The sequence below is a fragment of the Lysinibacillus sphaericus genome (assembly GCF_015844675.1).
GTDB lineage: Bacteria > Bacillota > Bacilli > Bacillales_A > Planococcaceae > Lysinibacillus > Lysinibacillus sphaericus_E.
Genome location: NZ_LDGC01000068.1, coordinates 62937 through 82619 on the forward strand (window position 1 = coordinate 62937; position 19683 = coordinate 82619).

Consider the following 19683-nt stretch of genomic DNA (forward strand, 5'->3'; position numbering starts at 1 on the left):
CCCAAACACCGACTTTTTATCCCTTAAATTAAGGCTGTGATGAATTTATTTATGCTCACCCTTAAAAATTTTATATAACATATGATTGTAAAGATACTGAGCCTGATGAAACCCATGATGTAAATTTTTTGAGTGATTTTCAATTTGCACAGACACATTGTCAAAATGCCGTGGTAGCCCTTCTACTGCTGTCAGCAACGGCTCTTTACTTTTGAATAAAAGCTGGCTCGTATTTAAAATTTGCACCATTTTATGTTGGATATCTATCGTCGGAAGATCAATCGGTATTTGGTACAAATGCTGCCATTCTTTATTTATTTTATACCATCTAAGAAAATGTAATAAATAATCACTTAAAACAATTGTTTCATTTGGAATAATAGCAACGATATCGCTTGCAATACATAGTTCAGTTTCACTCTGATATATATATTTATTGGTGTCCTTCAAATTAGCTTTAGTAAGAATGATGGTTTTAGCTGGTACTGGTCCACATTTAAAATGTTTTTCAAAGGTAATGTTAATTTTTGGTAATTGCTCCATGTCACCGTCTAGCATTAACTTTTTTAAATTATCTGCTGTAATGAGAGGTACACCGATGTTTGTAAAGTACTTACTCCTCGGTATTATTTTTCCCTCTTCTATTTTAGCAACCTCATCTAATCGATAACGCTTTACCATGCCTTAATCCTCCAATCCTTCACTTAATTAGGTATACTCTAAAACAAGCTACTGAAGAATCATCCACACTGTTTTACACAAGTCTTTTCTCATAATAAAAATCCCCACTAATCATTGTACCATTTTACTATAACATTTTGTCTATTATACCACTATAATGGTATAGGCATTTTTAATGTTTTTCACTAGCTTTTTACATAGAGGTGAATCATATGTCAGACTTTTTAAAGCTAGTAGGCGAACAACTCCGTATTATTAGAGTTTCTAAGGGGCTTAGTCAGGAAGAAGTAGCAGAAAAAACGGGGAAACTAGGTTTTAGTAAAGGACGAATCTCAAACATTGAACACGGGCAATCTAATATCACATTAAGCACTTTAGAAACGCTGATGAAAGCATTAGATATTGCACCTGAGGAGCTTTTTAATTTCCAAAAATTATCTGGTGTCACTGATATTGAAGAAAAGAACATTATGCTTGACATACATCGATCAGTATTAAGGGAGCGCAATTTAGACGAAGTGAAATACGTAGTACGTATTACGAAGGATTTTTTAAATACTATTGATTCACAATCAAAGAAAAATAGCTCCAATAGTCAATAACATTGGAGCTATTTTAACGAGCTACAATTTTTTTCTAAAGTTCTGCTTAATGTGTAGGACTTCCAATGAGTCGCTTCACTCACATTTAATAAATCGCATATGTATGAACAAGTGCCCCATTTTTGCTGTGGAATCACTTGTTTTTCTATATGCTTGAATAGAGTAAAATCTCCTATACAAAAAAATCCATTTAGTCTGAAACCAAATGGATCTATTTATTACATTCCAAATTTTTGGCGATAGCCGCATTTTCTACATAGCTCTTCAACTGCTTCTCTACGTGAAAATCCATCGACAATATTATTTGCACGTTCACCTTGAACAATGTCTGTGAAGGATTTCTCGTTCACATTCCCCAAATTAATGACGCCTTCACCGTCAAGACAGCAAGGCACTACTGTACCATCCACTAAAATAGCTGCTTGACTTCTAAGTGCATGGCAAAAGCCTTTTCCTTCATCCTCAGGCTCCAATAAACTTGGCCACTTAAATTCATGATCCTGATTTAAATAAATATTATTAGCAATCTTTACACCTTTACCAGGCTGTACTTTTTCTTCGATGCGATAATCCAGATTATATTCATTTTCTAGAATTTCGAGTGTTTCACGATTTCTTCGTGCCGCGATATCTGTCATATGATCCTTTTGTAAATTCCATAAACGATATGAAATAATCGTATTATAATCTTTTGAATCACGCACAAAGTCTAATATATCCCCTAAGTATTTCTCACGATTTTCCGATCCCTCATGACCGTCGAAACTATGCAATGAAAAATTGATTTGGCGTAAAGCTGGTTTCCCCAATATCTTTTCGCGATTCTTTTTAATCAGTGTCCCGTTCGTTGTAATATTAACTTTAAAACCTTTCTCATGTGCTGCGTCAAGCAACTGATCAATACGCGGGTGTAAAAGCGGCTCTCCTTTTACGTGCAAATAAATATATTTCGTATGAGGTCGTATTTCATCTAATATTTTATTAAATTGTTCTACTTTAATAAGTCCCTTTGCACGCGCAGTTGGAGGACAAAAGCTACATGCTAAATTACAGACACTCGTTATTTCTATATAAACCTTTTTAAATGTTCTCAACGTTGATTCACCGTTCCAGTTCTTCTTATATTCAAATCCTATTCATTTTAACAAATTTTACGATAAGGAACAGTTTTTCAGTCTCCATCCCCTCACATTATTTATACTTTTTAGGGCCACATGAACAAGTAAACTTGAAAAAAATTAATAGATAGAAACGGCAGAAGCGGTATTGCTGGTGACAATAATGACGAAACTGGCGGACAAAGGAATAAAAGTAAGAGACAGCTTAGTCATCGATAGCGATATCCACTCATCTTCGAATCATAGTGAAAGTAGTGAAGATGAAAGTGAATCATCTCCATTGATGAAGATAAAAACGAATAAAACGTTTAGGCTCATCGCAAAAATTCTGGATAAAATATGGTGAAAGTATGCCATGTTATATATTGATCTTCATTCCGGTTTATCGACTAGGAGTAGCGACGAAGCATCTATCGCCACCAGGAAAGCGCTCAGCCAAAAATTAAAACTTCTATCTGCTGGAATATTTTATACCAACAGATAGAAGTTTTTTGTTACACATTACGTTTATAATTTTTTGTTCCATCATATGAATAAAGCATTGGCTTTCCATCCACAAATGTTTCTAAATGAACAGGACGACCCCATAGCTGATAAATATATGGCAAAACGTTCTCTAAATAGTGAGGATCGAGCTCCATTCCCTCAAAGCCATGCGATAAATAGAGCTCTCCATTGCGAAGGTAATCGCCATTTTTAACGACGATATACGGGAATCCCCCGTTTACACGCATCGATATGAGCTGATCACGTACCATTTCATGATCCTTATCTGTAATACGGTATTCATTCCCCTTTTTCTGGAACAAATAAAGATCCTCTCGCTTAGCTAAATCCTTCGTTAAATAGTTGCGTATAAAAGATATGTCCGACTCTATCTCTCTTACCTCAAACATTTTCTCTCGACCTGAGTTAGGTTGAACGCCTAGCTTTCTCATCTCTTCTGTCGGATGATTATAGCGGTTTTCAATATCCTCTAAAATTTTCACACCAAGATAATAAGGATTAATCGTCGTTTTTGAAGGCTGCACAACACCTGCATTTAATTTCGCATACTCAATCGTTTCAGCTGTCGTTAGCTTGAGCTCACGCATAATACGTTGATGCCAAAAAGAAGCCCAACCCTCATTCATAATTTTCGTCTCTAATTGTGGCCAAAAATAAAGCATTTCCTCACGCATCATCGTTAGTATATCTCGCTGCCAGTCCTCGAGCTCTCGACTATGCTCCTCTAAAAATAGCAATATATCTTTTTCTGGTTTTGGGGGGAAGTGCTTTATTTTTCGCCTGATCGATTTATACTCTTTTTCCTTTTCATCTAACTTCCATAGATCATCATACGGCGATTTTGATTGAGAAATCTCTTCTTCAAATTCATCCTCCGTATTCCAAGCCAATTTTGGTCGTAAAAGGGATGGGTCGATATGCTCCTGAATCGCTAAAATCGCATCTAAAAACTGCTCGACTTCATCCTTTCCATATTCTCTTTCATAACCAGCTATCCTTTCAGCTGTTGCCGTCATGCTCTCTACCATATCTCTTCTTGTATTGGAGAAGCGTACATTATTTTTAAAGAAATCGCAGTGCGCCAATACATGCGCAATAATTAATTTATTTTGTGTTAACGTATTTGTATCAAGTAAAAATGCATAACATGGGTTAGAGTTAATCACTAGCTCATAAATTTGACTTAGCCCTAAATCATATTGAAGCTTCATTTTATGGAATTGTTTACCGAAGCTCCAATGTGAAAATCGAGTAGGCATACCATATGCGCCAAATGTATAAATAATATCTGCCGGACAAATTTCATAACGCATCGGAAAGAAATCTAAGCCAAAGCTTGAGGCAATTTCTGTAATTTCATCAATCGCTCGTTCAAGCTCTTTCATCTCCACTTTTTAGTCCCCTCCTTTGAACATGGTTTATGATTCATTTTTTTTGAAAAAGCTCTTTAAGGCATCGTATACATCGCCTTTTTTTCTCAAAATATGATACCTAAACTTAGGATCATCTACTTTTTTATAGGTGTACATAAGTGTAGAGAAACGGTTATGCTGATTGACTTCCCCATATCCAAACATGCTCGATACTTCCATCAACTCTCCCACTAGCTTCAAGCACTTTTCATTATCCATTGATATATTTTCACCATCTGAAAAATGCACTGGATAAATATTGTAGCGAGAAGGATTATACTTTTCCCGAATTAGCTCCAATGCCTTTATATAGGCAGATGAACAAATCGTTCCTCCACTTTCTCCCTTCGTGAAAAATTCTTCTTCTGTCACTACTTTTGCCTCTGTATGATGCGCAATAAACTCAATTTCCACGGTTTCATACTTGGAGCGCAAAAATTTTGTCATCCAAAAGAAGAAGCTCCTAGCACAATATTTTTCGAAAGAACCCATCGAGCCACTTGTATCCATCATGGCAAGAACTACTGCCTTCGATTCAGGTTTTTCCACTTCATCCCACGTTTTAAAACGTAAATCATCATTATGAATCGGCGTAATTTCTGGTTTTCCTTTCATCGCATTACGCTTTAGTGCATTAAGGATGGTGCGTTTTTTATCGACATTTCCCATTAAACCTTTTTTTCGAATATCGTTAAACTCGATTTTTTCCGTTTTAATATCCGCTTTTTCTTTCTGCTGTAGGTTCGGTAGCTCAAGCTCGTTAAATAACACATTTTGAACCTCTTCTATGCTTACTTCAGCCTCATAATAATCATGGCCTGGCTTGTCACCAGCTTCTTTTCCTTTACCATTAGCCTGATTGCCTTTGCTACCATCACGCGCAACCACATCACCTACATTACTGTCTCCTTGCCCTTGCCCAACATGCTTGGAGTTATCATAGTTATATCGAATTTTATATTCATCAAGTGAACGTATAGGGATTTTTATAACCTCGCGACCATTGGACATGACAATACTTTCTTCACTAACTAAATCAGGTAAATTATTTTTAATAGCATCTTTTACTTTTTCCATATGCCGTTGCTGGTCCTGGTGCCCTTTACGATGGAGGGACCAATTTTCCTGAGAAATGGCAAAACGTTTATTTTCGTTTTCAGTCATTTTTATCCTCACCCATCTATCAAATTCGCTTTTTCTATACTATGCTAGGGATTCACTTTCTTGAACTTTTTTTAAAAAATCAATTACACTTCGTGGTTACTTCACCTATGGCAAAAACTAAGTGCATGAAGATCAATTTCGCCTTGGCGTAATTGTTGTTGCTGTCGCTTCGCTTTCGCACAGATAAAACCTTGTTGTTGCTGTCGCTTCGCTTTCGCACAGAAATTTGCCACAGGACATGGCGAGTTCCTCTATTTCAGTAGTGTTTGGACACCAACTGAATGAAGATAAAAGGAGTGCCCTTAAATGGACACTCCTATTCACTCCTATCGATAATCTTATAATTCCCTCTGAATAGGTCAAAATTATTAACGATTTAACAGACTACCTACATACTGCAATAATTCATTAGCAGATGTTGAATTATAGCCATGTTCATCAACAAGTCTCGCTACGACCTCATTAATCTTTTTCAGCTGTGATTCATCTGGCATTTTTGAAGATGTTGTAATTTTCACGACATCCTTGAGATCCGCAAATAGTTTCTTCTGTATTGCCTCTCGTAATCTTTCATGAGAATTATAGTCAAAACGCTTACCTTTTCGAGCATAAGCAGAAATACGAATGAGTATCTCCTCACGGAATGCCTTTTTCGCATTTTCCGAAATGCCAATTTGCTCCTCGATAGAGCGCATTAATTTTTCATCTGGATTCATTTCCTCACCAGTCAATGGATCTAAAATTTTATTTTTATTACAAAACGCTTCTACATTATCAAGATAATTATTCATTAATGTTTTTGCAGACTCTTCATATGAATAAACGAAAGCTTTTTGCACTTCGTTCTTCGCAATATCATCATACTCTCTTCGAGCAACGGCAATATAGTTCATATATTTTTCCCGATCTTCTTGAGAAATCGAAGCATGCTGGTCAAGTCCATCTTTTAGTGCACGCAGAACATCTAACGCATTAATGGATGGTACCTCTTTTCGGATAATAGCAGAAGAAATACGATTAATAATATACCGTGGATCAATACCGTTCATGCCTTCATTCGGAAACTCTTTTTTAAGTTCCTCTAAGTCAACGGAATTAAATCCCTCCACATTTTCTCCGTCGTACAGTCGCATTTTTTTAATAAGATCCACACCTTGTTTTTTCGGTACTTCCAGTCTTGTAAGAACCGAAAAGATTGCTGCGGCCTTTAATGCATGTGGCGCAATATGAACATGGGACATATCGCTTTCTTTAATCATTTTTTCGTAAATCAATTCTTCCTGACTAACTTTTAAGTTATACGGAATCGGCATCACAATAATACGTGAATGTAATGCTTCATTTTTTTTATTTGAAATAAATGAGCGATACTCCGTTTCGTTTGTATGCGCAACAATTAACTCATCTGCACTAATTAACGCAAATCGCCCTGCTTTAAAATTACCTTCCTGCGTTAAAGACAATAAATTCCACAAGAATTTTTCATCAAGTTTTAACATTTCTTGGAATTCCATCATACCTCTGTTTGCCTTATTTAGCTCACCATCAAAACGATAAGCACGAGGGTCAGATTCTGAACCAAATTCGCCAATTGTGGAAAAATCGATACTACCTGTTAAATCAGCAATATCTTGCGATTTAGGATCTGATGGTGTAAATGTTCCTATACCTACACGTTTGTCTTCTGAAAAAGTAATACGTTCAATCATCACATTTTCAATGCGTCCATCATACTCCTTTTCAAGACGCATCGTATTTAGAGGCGATAAACTTCCTTCAATTCGTATACCATACTCCTCGTAAAATTCATTACGCAAATGATGTGGAATTAAATGTAGTGGATCTTCATGCATTGGACATCCTTTAATTGCGAAAACCGCGCCTTCATCTGTTCGCGAAAATTGCTCAAGTCCGCGTTTCAACAAGGTCACTATTGTTGATTTACCACCACTTACTGGTCCCATTAATAACAAAATACGTTTTCTAACATCCAATCTTCGTGCTGCCGGATGGAAATATTCCTCCACCAGTCTTTCAATTGCTGTTTCAAGCCCAAAAATTTCTTGCCCAAAAAATTCATACATTTTTTGCCCATCGCGTTCCGCTACACCACTACTCTTTATCATATTGTAGACGCGTGAATGGGCTGTTTGAGCGACTTCAGGTCTTTCCTTGATGATGTTTAAGTAATCTGCAAATGTACCTTCCCACTTTAGCCGATTTTCTTCTTCGCGATAGCTTTTCACTTTATCTAAAATGTTAATAGCCTTCCCTCCATTCAGGGCTTGATTTATAACATAGTATGAAGGAAATGACATTATGATACCCAATACTTTTTTGCATTCTTTAAAGATTTCTATGTAAAATTCCTAATTACACCATTTACTAAGGGGTTTTAAAAGGGCTTTACTTTGAAAAATCAACTTATTGCCCAGAATGAAGATAAAAAATTCCACCTACATTATATCCAGTAGATGGAGTAAAAATATTTAGTTTTAACGCTTTCTCCTAATTCGTTCTAATAATAATCCATCCGACTGATTATTTTCGCCTATGACAAAATCCTTCATATAATAAGTTAAATAATTACCAAACCGATTTGTTGTGTTTTTCAATAGTTCTTCAACATAATAAGCGCCTTTCTCAATTTCATCCATTAGTACGACAGCTAAAGATGCATAGACACCACATGCAACTTGAAAATACGTAGCATTCGTTTGATACTGAGAAAAGATCTCTTCGTTTTTCATAACATTGTACATAAATTTCTCACGATCTTTATAGACAAGCAGTACACCACAAAAATCCTCTCCTTCTAATGGAGCATTATGTGGATCAAGCACCTCCATTTTAAAATCCCATAAATTATCTAAATCATCGATATTAGATACTATTAACTCTGTCGTATGGTCATTGACTTTATATAGGAACCCACATTCCACATTCAACATTTTCCCTAAGCTATACACCTCTTCATGAGGCATTAAACAGCCAAAAAATTGTTTATCCCCTAGATTCACCTTAAATTCTAAATCATATACTTTTTCATAAAGAAAAAGTGGAGTTCTTTGACTCATGAACATAGGATAGCTCATTATGGCTTCATCTAAGAAACATTCCGGTGACCAAGTTGTATAAATAACATTTTTCTTGGCTTTGCTTTTATCCTTAAAGAAAGAAGTATCATGCTCAACAATATAGCAGGCCAATAATGAATCATCGTTTACTTCCTTTTGTAATTCAAATGTCATCCATTGTACAACACCAGGATTCATGCCAGAGCAAACTATTGCAACAGCATTTGAAATTTCATCTTTGTATTTTTCTAAATGCCTAATCCTTTCAATTAAACCAAAGCCCTCATACAATTCCTCATTTTCATCTATAAATGGATTTTCTAAAGCTGTATTTATATAATTAATGCCCAGATTATTACAACATTGCATCATTTCCACTGTATCCGCCCAAGAAACATCAATGACAACAGTAGTATTTGTTTTTTTCAGATGTTCCATTAATGTCGGTTGATCAATTAAATCAAATTGATGAACGACAAGCTGATTTCTTAAATTTGGATATAGATGCGCAAGAGACTTCTGATTAATTTCCCTTTTGTCTACTAAATGAATTAAGCTTTTTTCGATGATTGGATTAATAGAATCAGACTTGTCTTGAACTGTTTTATTTAATATCGCAAGTACTGCTTTTGCAACACCTCCACAACTACCTAGAATCGTAATAGAGTTGTTATATACTACCATTCTATAACCTCGCTTTCGTATAAATAGCATATGTATTAGAAAGCATTTGCCTTAGGTAGTAATCTATTAAATAAGCGTTAATAGATTGACATTTTATAGTGTACAAACTGACTTATGAAAAAATTTTTTTCGGTTATTCTAACTGTAGAAAGGAGGTCCACTATTGAATCGCTTTTTTATATTCCTTTTATCATGGATGTTATTATGGAGTTTTACTCTCCCCACTGTTGCGTTCGCAAAAGAAGAGCCCACACAAGAAGAAATTGTACAGCAACGTATGGCCCATTACGTACAATTTGACGAATTACTCATCCCGTGGCATTTCTTAGCAGCCATTGACCAATATGAACGTAATTTACAATCCGTTCGAAAAGATATTCCGAAACGGGATGGTATTATTGCCATTCAATTTTCTGATGAATATTGGTCAGGTGCTTTAAATCCTGTAAGAGATGATACTCGCCCAGATACCATTAGTTACTTTGGTGGGATGGGGCTAGACGGCAACGGTGATGGAGTTGCCAGTCCAAAGGATGATATCGATACAATATTCTCAATGGCTACTTTTTTAAGCAAATTTGGAACAACTGATGAAGACTTCAAATTAGCTCTATGGGAGTATTACGGAAGCGAACAGGCCGTAAATCAAATCTTCACTATTTCCAAAATGTATAGTCATTTCAAAACAACAGAGCTTGACGATCACACTTTCCCACTCCCTACTAATTACGATTACAGCTATCGAAGTACATGGGGTGCCAATAGGGGCTGGGGTGGACGCCGTATTCATGAAGGCACAGATGTTTTCGCTAGCTATGGCACTCCAGTGCTATCTACCTCTTATGGAGTAGTAGAAATAAAGGGCTGGAACCAATTCGGTGGTTGGCGCATAGGCATTCGAGATAATCATAACTCCTATCATTATTATGCCCATCTCGGTAGTTATAATAAGAAAATTAAAGTAGGAGACCTTGTCGAACCTGGAACTGTTCTCGGTACTGTTGGTAGCTCTGGCTACGGTAAAGAAGGAACGTCTGGAAAATTCCCGCCTCATCTTCACTACGGCATCTACAAATTCAACGGACGTACAGAATGGGCATTTGATCCATATCCATCATTACTACAATGGGAACGACAAGCAAAAAAAGCAAAGCAAAAACAGTAAAAAAAAAGAAGGATAGATAAAATTGACTTTATCCATCCTTCTTTTAGTTACATATATCCGATAATTTCTAACGCTTCTGTGGCTTTCAGTCGCTAATTTACCACAAGCTTACTACCTCTGATCCGTTCGTTTCTCCCCTTCAATTTGTAGAACTAGGTTGTTGCTATTATCCGGATGGATTTTCCCCAGCTCCGTATCTTTGCCCTGAGCGTCTACAATTCCATAAGTGAATAAGCCAGCCATATACTCGTTCAAGAAATAAACATAGCTTTTAAAGGCTGGTTTCGCTCCCCACTCTCGTTCAGCCACATCATCCTTCTGCCATTTAATGACTGCCAGACCTTCATTATTCACTTCATAATAAGCATCGCTATAGCCGGCGAGATTCAGCGTGAAACGTAATGCTTCTCCTTCTGGGAATGTGTAGTAGGAGTAATTATACCCTTCTCCAGCATGTAGAGGCGGCGCTTCATCTGTTAGTTTTTCTAGCCTGAGCGCAATATGACGCGCCTTCGTAAGATCCCCGCGCATCAGTGTCTCGTATTCTTCCTGACCCGCAGGTGTACGGACTATGACCCGTTTGTCTTTGTTATTGTAATAAACATAACCGCCAAGTGTCTCGCTAATGAAACGAATTGGCACATAAGTGCTACCGTTTTTATTTACTACTGCAGCATCTAATTTTATTGTTTTCCCATTAACTGTTGCTGTCTTTTTTCCCGCCACAAGCTGTACTTTCTTACTCATATCTTTATTTTGAATCGTGACGACACCAGTCTTAGGATTATAAGCAAGCACAGGCCACGACGGGTCGCTCAGAGACCTTAGTTTAACCATTGTTCTTCCTTCAACCGTAATAAAGTCATACTCAGCTTTACCGTTGACAAAAAGAGAAGTAGAGGAAGCTGCATGCGCTGAAGTATTGCCAATAAAGCTCACAAATATCACGAAGCCTATTATTTTGAACCATTTGTTCATACCCATATCCCTCCTATAATCGTATTGTTTTTCGGAACGATTATACCATTCAAACTAAAATATGGATAATAATAACAGCGGTTTTATAGAAGCTCATCAGTTAGGTATAAATACATAACAGCAATAAGAAAACATCAGAATTTCTATTTAGACGTATATATTTAACTATCTATTATTCATAACTAGGATTTGTTATTGTACTAAAAAACCATTTTTAAATTTTTCCATTAAAAGGCTTATTTATATATCTAATTAGTTATAAAATATATTTGTACTATAACAATTATTATTTCGATTTTTTTACAGTTCTACATTGAAAATGAACAATAAAAGGATGGGAAAAGATGAAGGGAATATATCAGTTTAAAACACTTAAAGCTCGAATTTTAAGTGCATTTCTTATTTTGATTGTATTAGTTGTTGGTTTTACAGCCTATACGTACATTTCTAATAATAAGATGGAAAAACAAGCAGAAGGTTTAGTGAAAGAAGATTTACAAGTCTTAACTGCAAGTAAAGATTTAGCAATGTCTATGAGTGTTCGTCTCTCTGCAGCTTTAAGTTATGTTGTATCCGGTGATGAAAAATACATAGATACTTTTAATGAATATCGTAAAATTGCTGAGGAAAGTAATAGTATTGTGGAAAAATACGAAAATACACCTGAGCGTGCAGCACTAGTAGAAATGGCACGTACATGGAGCAATCGCGTAAATACCGAAGTATTCGATGTTTATAAAAAAGGTGATAAAGAATTAGCATTAAAAAATTTAACAGCTATCAATAATCTCGTAACCGATGTTCGTGTTGGTTATGAAGAATTGGCCGATAAACGCTCAGTCGCCATTACTAAGGTAGGGGATGACGTAGTATCAACAAGTTTAAGCAATAAAACAGTTGGGCTAATTGTTAGCATTGTATTGACAGTCGCAGGTATCCTAATCGCTATTGTTACTGCTAGCACTATTTCTAAGCCTATTACAATTGTCTCAAAGCGCATGAGTGAATTAGCGGATGGCAATCTGCAACATGAACTACTTCCAGTAACTCATCGAGATGAGATTGGTCAATTAATGCTTTCCGCAAATAATATGAATGATAAGTTAAGGCAGACAATAAGCTCCATTCATACTGTTTCCGAAACAGTAGCAGCTAGTAGCGAAGAGCTGGCCCAATCGGCTAATGAAGTACAATCAGGTACAGAGCAAATTACCGTAACTATGCAGGAGCTAGCCTCTGGCACTGAAACACAAGCATCTACTGCAGGTGATTTAGCCGAAACAATGACTTCTTTCCAACGTAGTATTCATGAAACAACACAGGAAGGCATTGAATTAAAAGCGCATTCAAATCTTGTACAAGAACTAACAACTACAGGTAAAGGCTTAATGGTACAATCAACACAACAAATGACAGCCATTAATGAAATTGTTTTAGATTCAGTGAAAAAAGTTGAAGGCTTAAATGTCCAGTCTGCTGAAATTTCCAAGCTTGTTTCTGTCATTGATGATATTTCAAATCAAACAAATTTACTAGCCTTAAACGCTGCCATCGAAGCAGCTCGCGCAGGTGAGCACGGAAAAGGTTTTGCAGTTGTAGCCGATGAAGTTCGGAAGCTTGCAGAAGAAGTACAGTATTCTGTCACGGATATTTCAACAATCGTCAACCGAATACAAGGTGAAACTGGCAATGTAACAACCGCTCTACAATCCGGCTACGAGGAAGTAAAAAGAGGAACCGTACAACTAAATCAAACAAATGAAACATTTGAACAAATTTCAGAAGCTGTTGAGGAAATGATTCTTAACATAAATACCATTTCAAGCAATTTAAATAAAGTTGCTCAAAATTCCGAATCCATCAATGTCTCCATCGATGAAATGGCTTCTATTTCACAAGAATCTGCAGCTGGTGTAGAACAAACAACAGCTACTGTAGAGGAAACAGCTGCTACTATGGAGGAAATTTCAAGGGGTGCAAATCATCTCGCTAATATGGCTGAAGAACTAAATAGCCAATTACAGCAATTTAAAATTTAAGGTTCAAGATGATTGATTCTACTTAAAAAGCTATCTCGACATTACGGTCGAGATAGCTTTTTTCACCTTGATACTAATGCCTAACTGGTACCCTCTCCAGCTCATAGCGATTAATTATCACGCTGATCTTCTGAAACCATTCCTCACATAGCTCCAGCACTTCTTGATACTCATCCTCTTCTCTTGATAGAGGCTCACTGCTATCCATAAAAACAAATTCTAAAATGGGGTCAGATAAATGATCAGCTACCATTTTCAACGTCAGCGAAGACATAGTGTCAAGCTCAGAGTCCTCGTCGCCTAATTCCTCTTCTTCTATATCCATATCTTCACCAAGTAATAAACCACTTATGAAGTTATTGCTCGTCCTAGCAATGTACATGTCGTCCTCTACTATAGCTACTTCATATATTTTTTCGAATGGAATTTCTTTTTTTATCAAATCTTCTTCTAAATCTTCTCTACTTGCTAGGATAAGTGTATTTGTAGGTTCATTTAATAATAAAGCACTTAAACAATCATTTGAGATGATGCACTGTGTATGAGGGATAGCCATAAGTTCCTCCTCACTCGCCTCTTTCATTTCATTTAATGTATTGATATAGATAAATCGTTCTTTCACATACCGAAAAAGCCCTGCTAATACTAGCCCTAAGCCAATTAAAAAATATGCCTTACTAAATATAGCCGTTTCGACTGAATTTGCTAGTAATATATAGATCATCCCAAGAAATAAAATAAAAAAGGTTTTCATATCTCCCACCCTCAAAAAGATAATCGATAGGATTATTTCATCCATATTAATAGAAATTTTATTCTAACGATTATCTTTTCATTCTTAATTTCTATAGGAATTATTTGTACTACTAGTACCCACATCAAACTTTGAAACGGATTTTTCAAGTTCCTCCGCCATTTTGATCAGTTTTAAAATAGAATGGAGAATATCTTGATTGTAGCTCTCTTGTACCATCGTAAGCTCAACAACACTTTCTGTTGCCTTTGCAGCCCTATTCGCAAGCATCGTCGTTTCCAAAACTCCTGCTGTAATCTCCTCAGAAAATGCAGATATCTCTTCTGAGGTTACGGAAACTTATTTTGTATGAGATACAACGCCCTGAATAGATTGGAGAATACTTTCGAATGATTTTCCGACTTCTTCTACGGCATGTAAACCGTCTTCTGCATTTTCAGTGACAACATTCATAGTTTGCACAGTTAAGCTTGTACGCTAATCCAGCAGGAGGCGACTCATTGCTTTCGCTATAAAAAACATTTACTTAAAAAAGTTAAAACAGCTACAACGCAATATTGTAGCTGTTACTATAATTTAAAATAATCAATTACCCCTAAATGATTATTCATATTAAAAATACTTATCCGTTTAGTGTCATGACTAAAACTGCCGGTATAAATGACACAGCAAACATACTCGCATACCACATCGATGTACGGCGTAATGAAAAACGAACTTTTTTCTTTTCTGCATAAAAAATGTCTATCATAATTGCAGCAACAACAAGTGGAATAGTAACACATGCGATAGCAACTAATAAAATTTTCAAACTAAACATAAAAGCACCCCTCTGTTCGTGAACATTTATTTTCCATCTTTGTGACAACTTTATGTCAATTTCAGTGTACACAATTCCGCCACAAATTGTCAACTACATCCGACTAAGAAAAACGTGCTTTTTGCAGAGAATTTTCACCTTATTATAGATATTTACGTAAAAACCTTCATAAACAAAGCAGCTACAAAATTGCAGCTGCTTTGTTTATGAGTAACTCTTTGGCTATTAACTAAAATTCCCGCTTGACTAAAAAAGACTTCACGCTTCTTTTTAATCAAGAATATATTTTAGTTCTAACCATTTTAGTCTCTATATTTATATGTTAACCCTCTTAAAAAATTCCTTACAAAACGATCGCCACATTCTTTATAGTTACGATGGCTTGGGTTTCTTAAAATGGCACCTAATTCGCCTTTCGAGACGCTAACGCCACCATCATATAAAATATCGAGCATCTCCTCACTCGTTAAGGCTAACGCTATCTTCACTTTCTTTAATAGCATATTATTAGGGCTTTCTTTTCCTGAAACAGGCGGCGGTCCTTCTGGCTGACCAGATTTAGGCTTTTGCGGACCACGTTTAAATGTAATAAATCCATTTAAAAAAGCTTCTACCATTTTATTATTACATTTGATGTATTCTTCTGGTGCTTCTTCCTCATCATTAACTTTAATAAGCATGTTCAATACTTCTTCCTTCGTAAAGTCCATACCGCCTAACTTAAAAATTTCAACCATATCTTTATTTTTGATATCTAATGCATATCTTAAACGAATTAAAATATCATTGTTCGTCATTTAAAAAACCTCCATTTTAACTGTAAAGCGCTTCTAACAATCGTATCTTCAAGATTGTAGCATTACTTTATTATAGCAGAGACATTCACAATTTTAGCTAGCTTTCCAAAAGTTACTTTACTATAGTATTTAGAATGCGCATTTTACTTTTTTAAATGTATGATTAGCCAACTCTCGACCATTCTAATCACAAGGAGGTGAGAAAAATGGCTAATCGTAGTTCAAATAAACTTCTAGTTCCTGGTGTACATGAAGCTGTTACTCAACTGAAGTATGAAATCGCACAAGAATTTAATGTACAATTAGGGCCAGAAGCCTCTTCTCGTGCAAACGGTTCAGTCGGAGGAGAAATTACAAAACGCCTCGTAGAAATGGCTGAAAAACGTTCAAAAGGTTTATTATAATAATAAATATCAAAAAGAACGAATCCCTTTTATTTAATTGGAATTCGTTCTTTAATGTTTTTGCTATTACATCATTCTACCCGTCCATCTCAATCAACATTGTTTGATTCGAAGTTATCAAGCAATGCACGTACTTCATCAGTTGATTTTGTGTTCATCAATTGATTTCTTAATTCACCAGCTCCACGGAATCCTTTAACATAAATTTTGAAAAAGCGATGAAGCCCAGAGATTGAACGTGGTAGTACTTCCGCATATTGATCTTGAAGATCCAGCTGCAGTCTTAAAAGATCAAGGTATTCTTTACTGCTATGCTCTTTTGGTTCTTTTTCAAAAGCAAAAGGATTTTTAAAAATACCTCGCCCGATCATAACGCCATCTATACCATATTGTTCAGCAAGTTGTAGCCCCGTTTGACGGTCAGGAATGTCTCCATTGATTGTTAGTAGTGTATTTGGTGCGATACGGTCACGTAATTTTTTGATTTCCGGAATTAGCTCCCAATGCGCATCTACTTGGCTCATTTCCTTTCTTGTACGTAAATGAATAGAAAGGTTCGCAATATCCTGTTTTAAAATATGCGTCAGCCACTCCTCCCACTCATTTACCTCTTTAAAGCCCAGTCGTGTTTTCACGCTGACAGGCAGTCCTCCCGCTTTTGCTGCTTGAATAAGCTCTGCCGCAACGTCTGGACGCAAAATAAGGCCACTACCTTTCCCTCTCGATGCTACATTCGGTACAGGACAGCCCATATTAATATCGATGCCTTTAAAGCCTAGCTCCGCCATACCAATACTCATTTGACGGAAATATTCAGGATTGTCTCCCCAAATATGTGCCACCATTGGCTGTTCATCTTCTGTAAAAATCAAACGACCTCGCACACTTTTCATGCCCTCTGGATGACAATAGCTATCCGAGTTTGTAAACTCTGTGAAAAATACGTCCGGTTTACCGGCTTCACTTACTACGTGACGAAAAACAACATCCGTCACATCTTCCATTGGTGCAAGTACAAAAAATGGTCGTGGTAAATCACGCCAAAAATTATCTATCATTTCAAACTCAATTCCTCTCACTATGGATACAACTTTAAACTCTCGGTCAAAAAATATGAAGCCTAATGTTCTACTTCATTTACACTTATATCATGCTCATTAAATGATTATCAAACACAAAAATCGGCAATGTTTATTTTAACGAAAATCGGTCCTGAATGGTATGTTTATAAACGAAAAGCAGATGGCAAAGATTTTTGAACTGAACCCCGAATTCTTTATTCCAAAAACATAAAAAGCAATTCAAGATAACGGTTAATTTATCATAAAGCAATCGAATTATAAACCATATGATATCAAACCCACGTTCTTGAACTGCCTCTTATAATGTTCTGATACCAATTATGAGGTGTATAATTTTCATCACATATATCAAAAGTAACCTCTTCTATTCAAGCATAAGATTCAACTAAAAACCCTTCCATGCTTACACAAAAAGGATGGAATATTCACTCCACCCTTTCAGAGTTCTATCATTTACTAATCAATCACCCGAGCAACATCCCTACCACAAGTCTTGCATTTCCCCTTTAATACAGGGGCATATTCTCCCTCTTGTATAGTGTACTTCACAATTGTCGTTACACCACAATTGCCACAAAATACGTTTTTCACGAGCATTTCTCTAATATCTTTCGGGATAGAGAGCCATTTTTTTGCTGCGTCCATTATGATCGCTCCTTTAGAGTTAGTTGTGTTACAACCTCCACATGCGTCGAATGCGGGAACATATCCACAGGTTGAATCTCCTGTGTTTGATAACCCCCATCCTCCAAAATTCGTAGGTCACGTGCTAGTGTAGCTGGATTACAGGACACATAAACAACACGCTTAGGACGTTGCTCTAAAATCGTCTGAAGAAGCGCCTCATCGCAGCCTTTGCGTGGTGGGTCAACTACTAAAACATCCGCTTCTTTGCCTTCCTTATACCAACGTGGAATAACTTCCTCTGCTGGCCCGGCCTCGAAATACGTATTTGTAAACCCATTTAGTGCTGCATTGCGTTTTGCATCTTCAATCGCTTGCGGGACAATTTCAACACCCATAACAGCCTTTGCTTGTTGTGCAAGGAATAATGAAATTGTGCCGATACCACAGTAAGCATCAATTACTCGTTCATCGCCTTGTAAGTTAGCGTAGTCTAATGCTTGTTTGTATAGAACTTCCGTTTGCTCAGGGTTTACTTGATAAAATGAACGGGCTGAAATTTCAAAGCGAACATCGCCAATTGTATCAATAATAACATCCTTGCCCCACAGATTTACGGTTTCATCACCAAAAATAACGTTCGTTTTGTCGCCATTAACGTTTTGCATAATGGATGTGACATTCGGGACAAGCTTCTGGATTGTCCCAACAGCAGCATCTTTTTGCGGGAATTTTTTCTTTTTAGTTACGAGAACAACCATCACTTCACCAGTTGCTCGTGCCTTACGAACAACTACGTGGCGCAGCATTCCCTCATGCGATAATTCGTTGTATGGTCGAACACCGATTGCCGCTAGTTCCTTTTTCAAACCTGCAAGAATAGCGTCCGCTTCTCCAGTCTGAATTAGGCATCGCTCCATATCCACTATGCTATGAGACTTCGTTTTGTAGAAACCAGCAATTGCTTGTCCTGCTTCATTTGAGGAGAAAGGTATTTGCGCTTTATTACGGTAATGCCAAGGCTCTTCCATGCCCTTCACCGGTAGAACAGGCGCATCAATTTTGCCAATGCGCTGCATGACATTACGCACCATGTTTTCTTTCCATTTTAACTGTCCTTCATAAGACAGGTGCTGTAATTGGCAGCCGCCACATTGTTTAAAATATTCACAAGGCGCATCTACACGATCTGGTGATGGCTCGAGAATTTCTACGACCTTCGCAAAGCCGTAGTTTTTTAATGTTTTCACAACATGTACTTCCGCCGTTTCAATAGGAAGTGCACCTTGGATAAATAATGGATAGCCATCGACCTTTGCGACGCCATTGCCATCATGTGTTAAATCTTCTATATAAACTGTTAGTCGGTCATTCTTTTTCACGGGTGCTGACATTCGTACATCCTCCATTTCAATCTCTTTATTGTAGCATGTTGAGGCGGATGAAAAAAGAACAAGTCTTACTATTAACGGCTCGGGAGTGTCGAGAAAACAAACTGCCCAGGCATTCCATTTCCTTCCTTTCGAGAGGGTTCATTCGCTTCGCGGGTATTTCACTCTCTTCCGCGGGTATTTACTCTCGGCTTCGCGGGTATTTCACCTTAAACTACATGATCGCCTATACACGAGTAGAAAAAAGAGCCGCTATTCGCGACTCTTCCCCTCTTTCCTTACTGTATGGTAATCTCTAGGTGCCCACCAGAAAGCAGCAGCTACACCTAGGATGACGACTATAAATGGTGCATAAAAAATCAAAAAGCTTGTCATAGTTGTATC

The 19683-nt window shown here is 36.9% G+C and carries 20 protein-coding genes; 4 read left to right on the plus strand and 16 right to left on the minus strand.

Going from position 1 to position 19683, the window contains the following annotated elements; all coding sequences use genetic code 11:
* Positions 1-45: 45 nt before the first annotated feature.
* Positions 46-681, minus strand: coding sequence for a restriction endonuclease subunit S (locus ABE34_RS16540; RefSeq protein ID WP_197143577.1), 636 nt, complete (start codon positions 679-681; stop codon positions 46-48).
* A gap of 212 nt (positions 682-893) precedes the next feature.
* On the opposite strand from ABE34_RS16540, the gene ABE34_RS16545 reads away from it, so the two are divergent.
* Positions 894-1283: a helix-turn-helix domain-containing protein gene (locus ABE34_RS16545; RefSeq protein WP_197143578.1), complete on the plus strand. Its 390-nt coding sequence runs from the start codon at positions 894-896 to the stop codon at positions 1281-1283.
* 218 nt (positions 1284-1501) lie between these two features.
* Here ABE34_RS16545 and ABE34_RS16550 read toward each other — a convergent pair whose 3' ends face one another.
* The 5 genes from ABE34_RS16550 to ABE34_RS16575 form a co-directional block, all read right to left on the minus strand.
* The gene (locus ABE34_RS16550) at positions 1502-2377 is read right to left on the minus strand and encodes a radical SAM/SPASM domain-containing protein (RefSeq protein ID WP_079562683.1); all 876 of its coding nucleotides are present in this window, start codon (positions 2375-2377) and stop codon (positions 1502-1504) included.
* 518 nt (positions 2378-2895) lie between these two features.
* Positions 2896-4293: a SpoVR family protein gene (locus tag ABE34_RS16560; protein ID WP_197143619.1), complete on the minus strand. Its 1398-nt coding sequence runs from the start codon at positions 4291-4293 to the stop codon at positions 2896-2898.
* 33 nt (positions 4294-4326) lie between these two features.
* A complete protein-coding gene (yhbH, locus tag ABE34_RS16565; RefSeq protein WP_197143579.1) occupies positions 4327-5484 on the minus strand; it encodes a sporulation protein YhbH in 1158 nt (385 codons plus the stop codon).
* A gap of 368 nt (positions 5485-5852) precedes the next feature.
* Positions 5853-7748, minus strand: coding sequence for a PrkA family serine protein kinase (locus ABE34_RS16570; protein WP_197143620.1), 1896 nt, complete (start codon positions 7746-7748; stop codon positions 5853-5855).
* A gap of 231 nt (positions 7749-7979) precedes the next feature.
* On the minus strand, positions 7980-9245 hold the full coding sequence (locus ABE34_RS16575; protein ID WP_197143580.1) for a saccharopine dehydrogenase NADP-binding domain-containing protein: 1266 nt from the start codon (positions 9243-9245) through the stop codon (positions 7980-7982).
* Between the two features lie 163 nt (positions 9246-9408).
* Here ABE34_RS16575 and ABE34_RS16580 point away from each other — a divergent pair, with 163 nt between their 5' ends.
* Positions 9409-10410 (plus strand): M23 family metallopeptidase, encoded by a 1002-nt coding sequence (locus tag ABE34_RS16580; protein WP_197143581.1) that lies wholly within the window; start codon positions 9409-9411, stop codon positions 10408-10410.
* Between the two features lie 111 nt (positions 10411-10521).
* Here ABE34_RS16580 and ABE34_RS16585 read toward each other — a convergent pair whose 3' ends face one another.
* Positions 10522-11388: a copper amine oxidase N-terminal domain-containing protein gene (locus ABE34_RS16585; protein ID WP_197143582.1), complete on the minus strand. Its 867-nt coding sequence runs from the start codon at positions 11386-11388 to the stop codon at positions 10522-10524.
* Between the two features lie 344 nt (positions 11389-11732).
* Between ABE34_RS16585 and ABE34_RS16590 the strand changes: the two genes are divergently transcribed.
* Entirely contained in the window at positions 11733-13427 is a 1695-nt protein-coding gene (locus tag ABE34_RS16590; protein ID WP_197143583.1) for a methyl-accepting chemotaxis protein, read from the plus strand.
* 73 nt (positions 13428-13500) lie between these two features.
* Here ABE34_RS16590 and ABE34_RS16595 read toward each other — a convergent pair whose 3' ends face one another.
* From ABE34_RS16595 to ABE34_RS16610, 5 genes are all read right to left on the minus strand, one after another.
* Positions 13501-14181, minus strand: coding sequence for a hypothetical protein (locus ABE34_RS16595; protein WP_197143584.1), 681 nt, complete (start codon positions 14179-14181; stop codon positions 13501-13503).
* A gap of 84 nt (positions 14182-14265) precedes the next feature.
* Positions 14266-14463, minus strand: coding sequence for a hypothetical protein (locus ABE34_RS16600; protein ID WP_197143585.1), 198 nt, complete (start codon positions 14461-14463; stop codon positions 14266-14268).
* A 57-nt stretch (positions 14464-14520) separates the two neighbouring features.
* The gene (locus ABE34_RS25475) at positions 14521-14643 is read right to left on the minus strand and encodes a hypothetical protein (RefSeq protein ID WP_276569505.1); all 123 of its coding nucleotides are present in this window, start codon (positions 14641-14643) and stop codon (positions 14521-14523) included.
* Positions 14644-14803: 160 nt separating this feature from the next.
* Positions 14804-15001 (minus strand): hypothetical protein, encoded by a 198-nt coding sequence (locus ABE34_RS16605; RefSeq protein ID WP_197143586.1) that lies wholly within the window; start codon positions 14999-15001, stop codon positions 14804-14806.
* Between the two features lie 302 nt (positions 15002-15303).
* Positions 15304-15798 carry a DUF1456 family protein gene (locus ABE34_RS16610; RefSeq protein ID WP_197143587.1) on the minus strand — a complete coding sequence of 165 codons (495 nt, stop codon included), beginning with the start codon at positions 15796-15798 and terminating at the stop codon, positions 15304-15306.
* Between the two features lie 206 nt (positions 15799-16004).
* On the opposite strand from ABE34_RS16610, the gene ABE34_RS16615 reads away from it, so the two are divergent.
* The gene (locus ABE34_RS16615; RefSeq protein ID WP_079562673.1) at positions 16005-16202 is read left to right on the plus strand and encodes an alpha/beta-type small acid-soluble spore protein; all 198 of its coding nucleotides are present in this window, start codon (positions 16005-16007) and stop codon (positions 16200-16202) included.
* Between the two features lie 89 nt (positions 16203-16291).
* Here the strand turns inward: ABE34_RS16615 and ABE34_RS16620 are convergent, their stop codons facing one another.
* The 4 genes from ABE34_RS16620 to cydS all read right to left on the minus strand — a co-directional run bounded on the left by ABE34_RS16620 (position 16292) and on the right by cydS (position 19674).
* On the minus strand, positions 16292-17260 hold the full coding sequence (locus ABE34_RS16620; protein WP_197143588.1) for a tRNA dihydrouridine synthase: 969 nt from the start codon (positions 17258-17260) through the stop codon (positions 16292-16294).
* Between the two features lie 480 nt (positions 17261-17740).
* Positions 17741-17929 (minus strand): hypothetical protein, encoded by a 189-nt coding sequence (locus ABE34_RS16625; protein ID WP_132363450.1) that lies wholly within the window; start codon positions 17927-17929, stop codon positions 17741-17743.
* Entirely contained in the window at positions 17929-19302 is a 1374-nt protein-coding gene (rlmD, locus tag ABE34_RS16630; protein ID WP_197143589.1) for a 23S rRNA (uracil(1939)-C(5))-methyltransferase RlmD, read from the minus strand. Before rlmD ends, ABE34_RS16625 begins: the two co-directional genes overlap by 1 nt.
* Before the next feature lie 249 nt (positions 19303-19551).
* The gene (gene cydS, locus ABE34_RS25480; RefSeq protein WP_276569506.1) at positions 19552-19674 is read right to left on the minus strand and encodes a cytochrome bd oxidase small subunit CydS; all 123 of its coding nucleotides are present in this window, start codon (positions 19672-19674) and stop codon (positions 19552-19554) included.
* Positions 19675-19683: the final 9 nt, after the last annotated feature.

What these genes read in the sequence shown, in the direction of transcription:
- ABE34_RS16540 (WP_197143577.1), bottom strand. Translation starts at nt 681, where the DNA reads ATGGTAAAGCGTTATCGATTAGATGAGGTTGCTAAAATAGAAGAGGGA.
- ABE34_RS16545 (WP_197143578.1), top strand. Translation starts at nt 894, where the DNA reads ATGTCAGACTTTTTAAAGCTAGTAGGCGAACAACTCCGTATTATTAGA.
- ABE34_RS16560 (WP_197143619.1), bottom strand. Translation starts at nt 4,293, where the DNA reads ATGAAAGAGCTTGAACGAGCGATTGATGAAATTACAGAAATTGCCTCA.
- yhbH (WP_197143579.1), bottom strand. Translation starts at nt 5,484, where the DNA reads ATGACTGAAAACGAAAATAAACGTTTTGCCATTTCTCAGGAAAATTGG.
- ABE34_RS16575 (WP_197143580.1), bottom strand. Translation starts at nt 9,245, where the DNA reads ATGGTAGTATATAACAACTCTATTACGATTCTAGGTAGTTGTGGAGGT.
- ABE34_RS16585 (WP_197143582.1), bottom strand. Translation starts at nt 11,388, where the DNA reads ATGAACAAATGGTTCAAAATAATAGGCTTCGTGATATTTGTGAGCTTT.
- ABE34_RS16590 (WP_197143583.1), top strand. Translation starts at nt 11,733, where the DNA reads ATGAAGGGAATATATCAGTTTAAAACACTTAAAGCTCGAATTTTAAGT.
- ABE34_RS16595 (WP_197143584.1), bottom strand. Translation starts at nt 14,181, where the DNA reads ATGAAAACCTTTTTTATTTTATTTCTTGGGATGATCTATATATTACTA.
- ABE34_RS16605 (WP_197143586.1), bottom strand. Translation starts at nt 15,001, where the DNA reads ATGTTTAGTTTGAAAATTTTATTAGTTGCTATCGCATGTGTTACTATT.
- ABE34_RS16610 (WP_197143587.1), bottom strand. Translation starts at nt 15,798, where the DNA reads ATGACGAACAATGATATTTTAATTCGTTTAAGATATGCATTAGATATC.
- ABE34_RS16615 (WP_079562673.1), top strand. Translation starts at nt 16,005, where the DNA reads ATGGCTAATCGTAGTTCAAATAAACTTCTAGTTCCTGGTGTACATGAA.
- ABE34_RS16620 (WP_197143588.1), bottom strand. Translation starts at nt 17,260, where the DNA reads ATGATAGATAATTTTTGGCGTGATTTACCACGACCATTTTTTGTACTT.
- ABE34_RS16625 (WP_132363450.1), bottom strand. Translation starts at nt 17,929, where the DNA reads ATGGACGCAGCAAAAAAATGGCTCTCTATCCCGAAAGATATTAGAGAA.
- rlmD (WP_197143589.1), bottom strand. Translation starts at nt 19,302, where the DNA reads ATGTCAGCACCCGTGAAAAAGAATGACCGACTAACAGTTTATATAGAA.
- cydS (WP_276569506.1), bottom strand. Translation starts at nt 19,674, where the DNA reads ATGACAAGCTTTTTGATTTTTTATGCACCATTTATAGTCGTCATCCTA.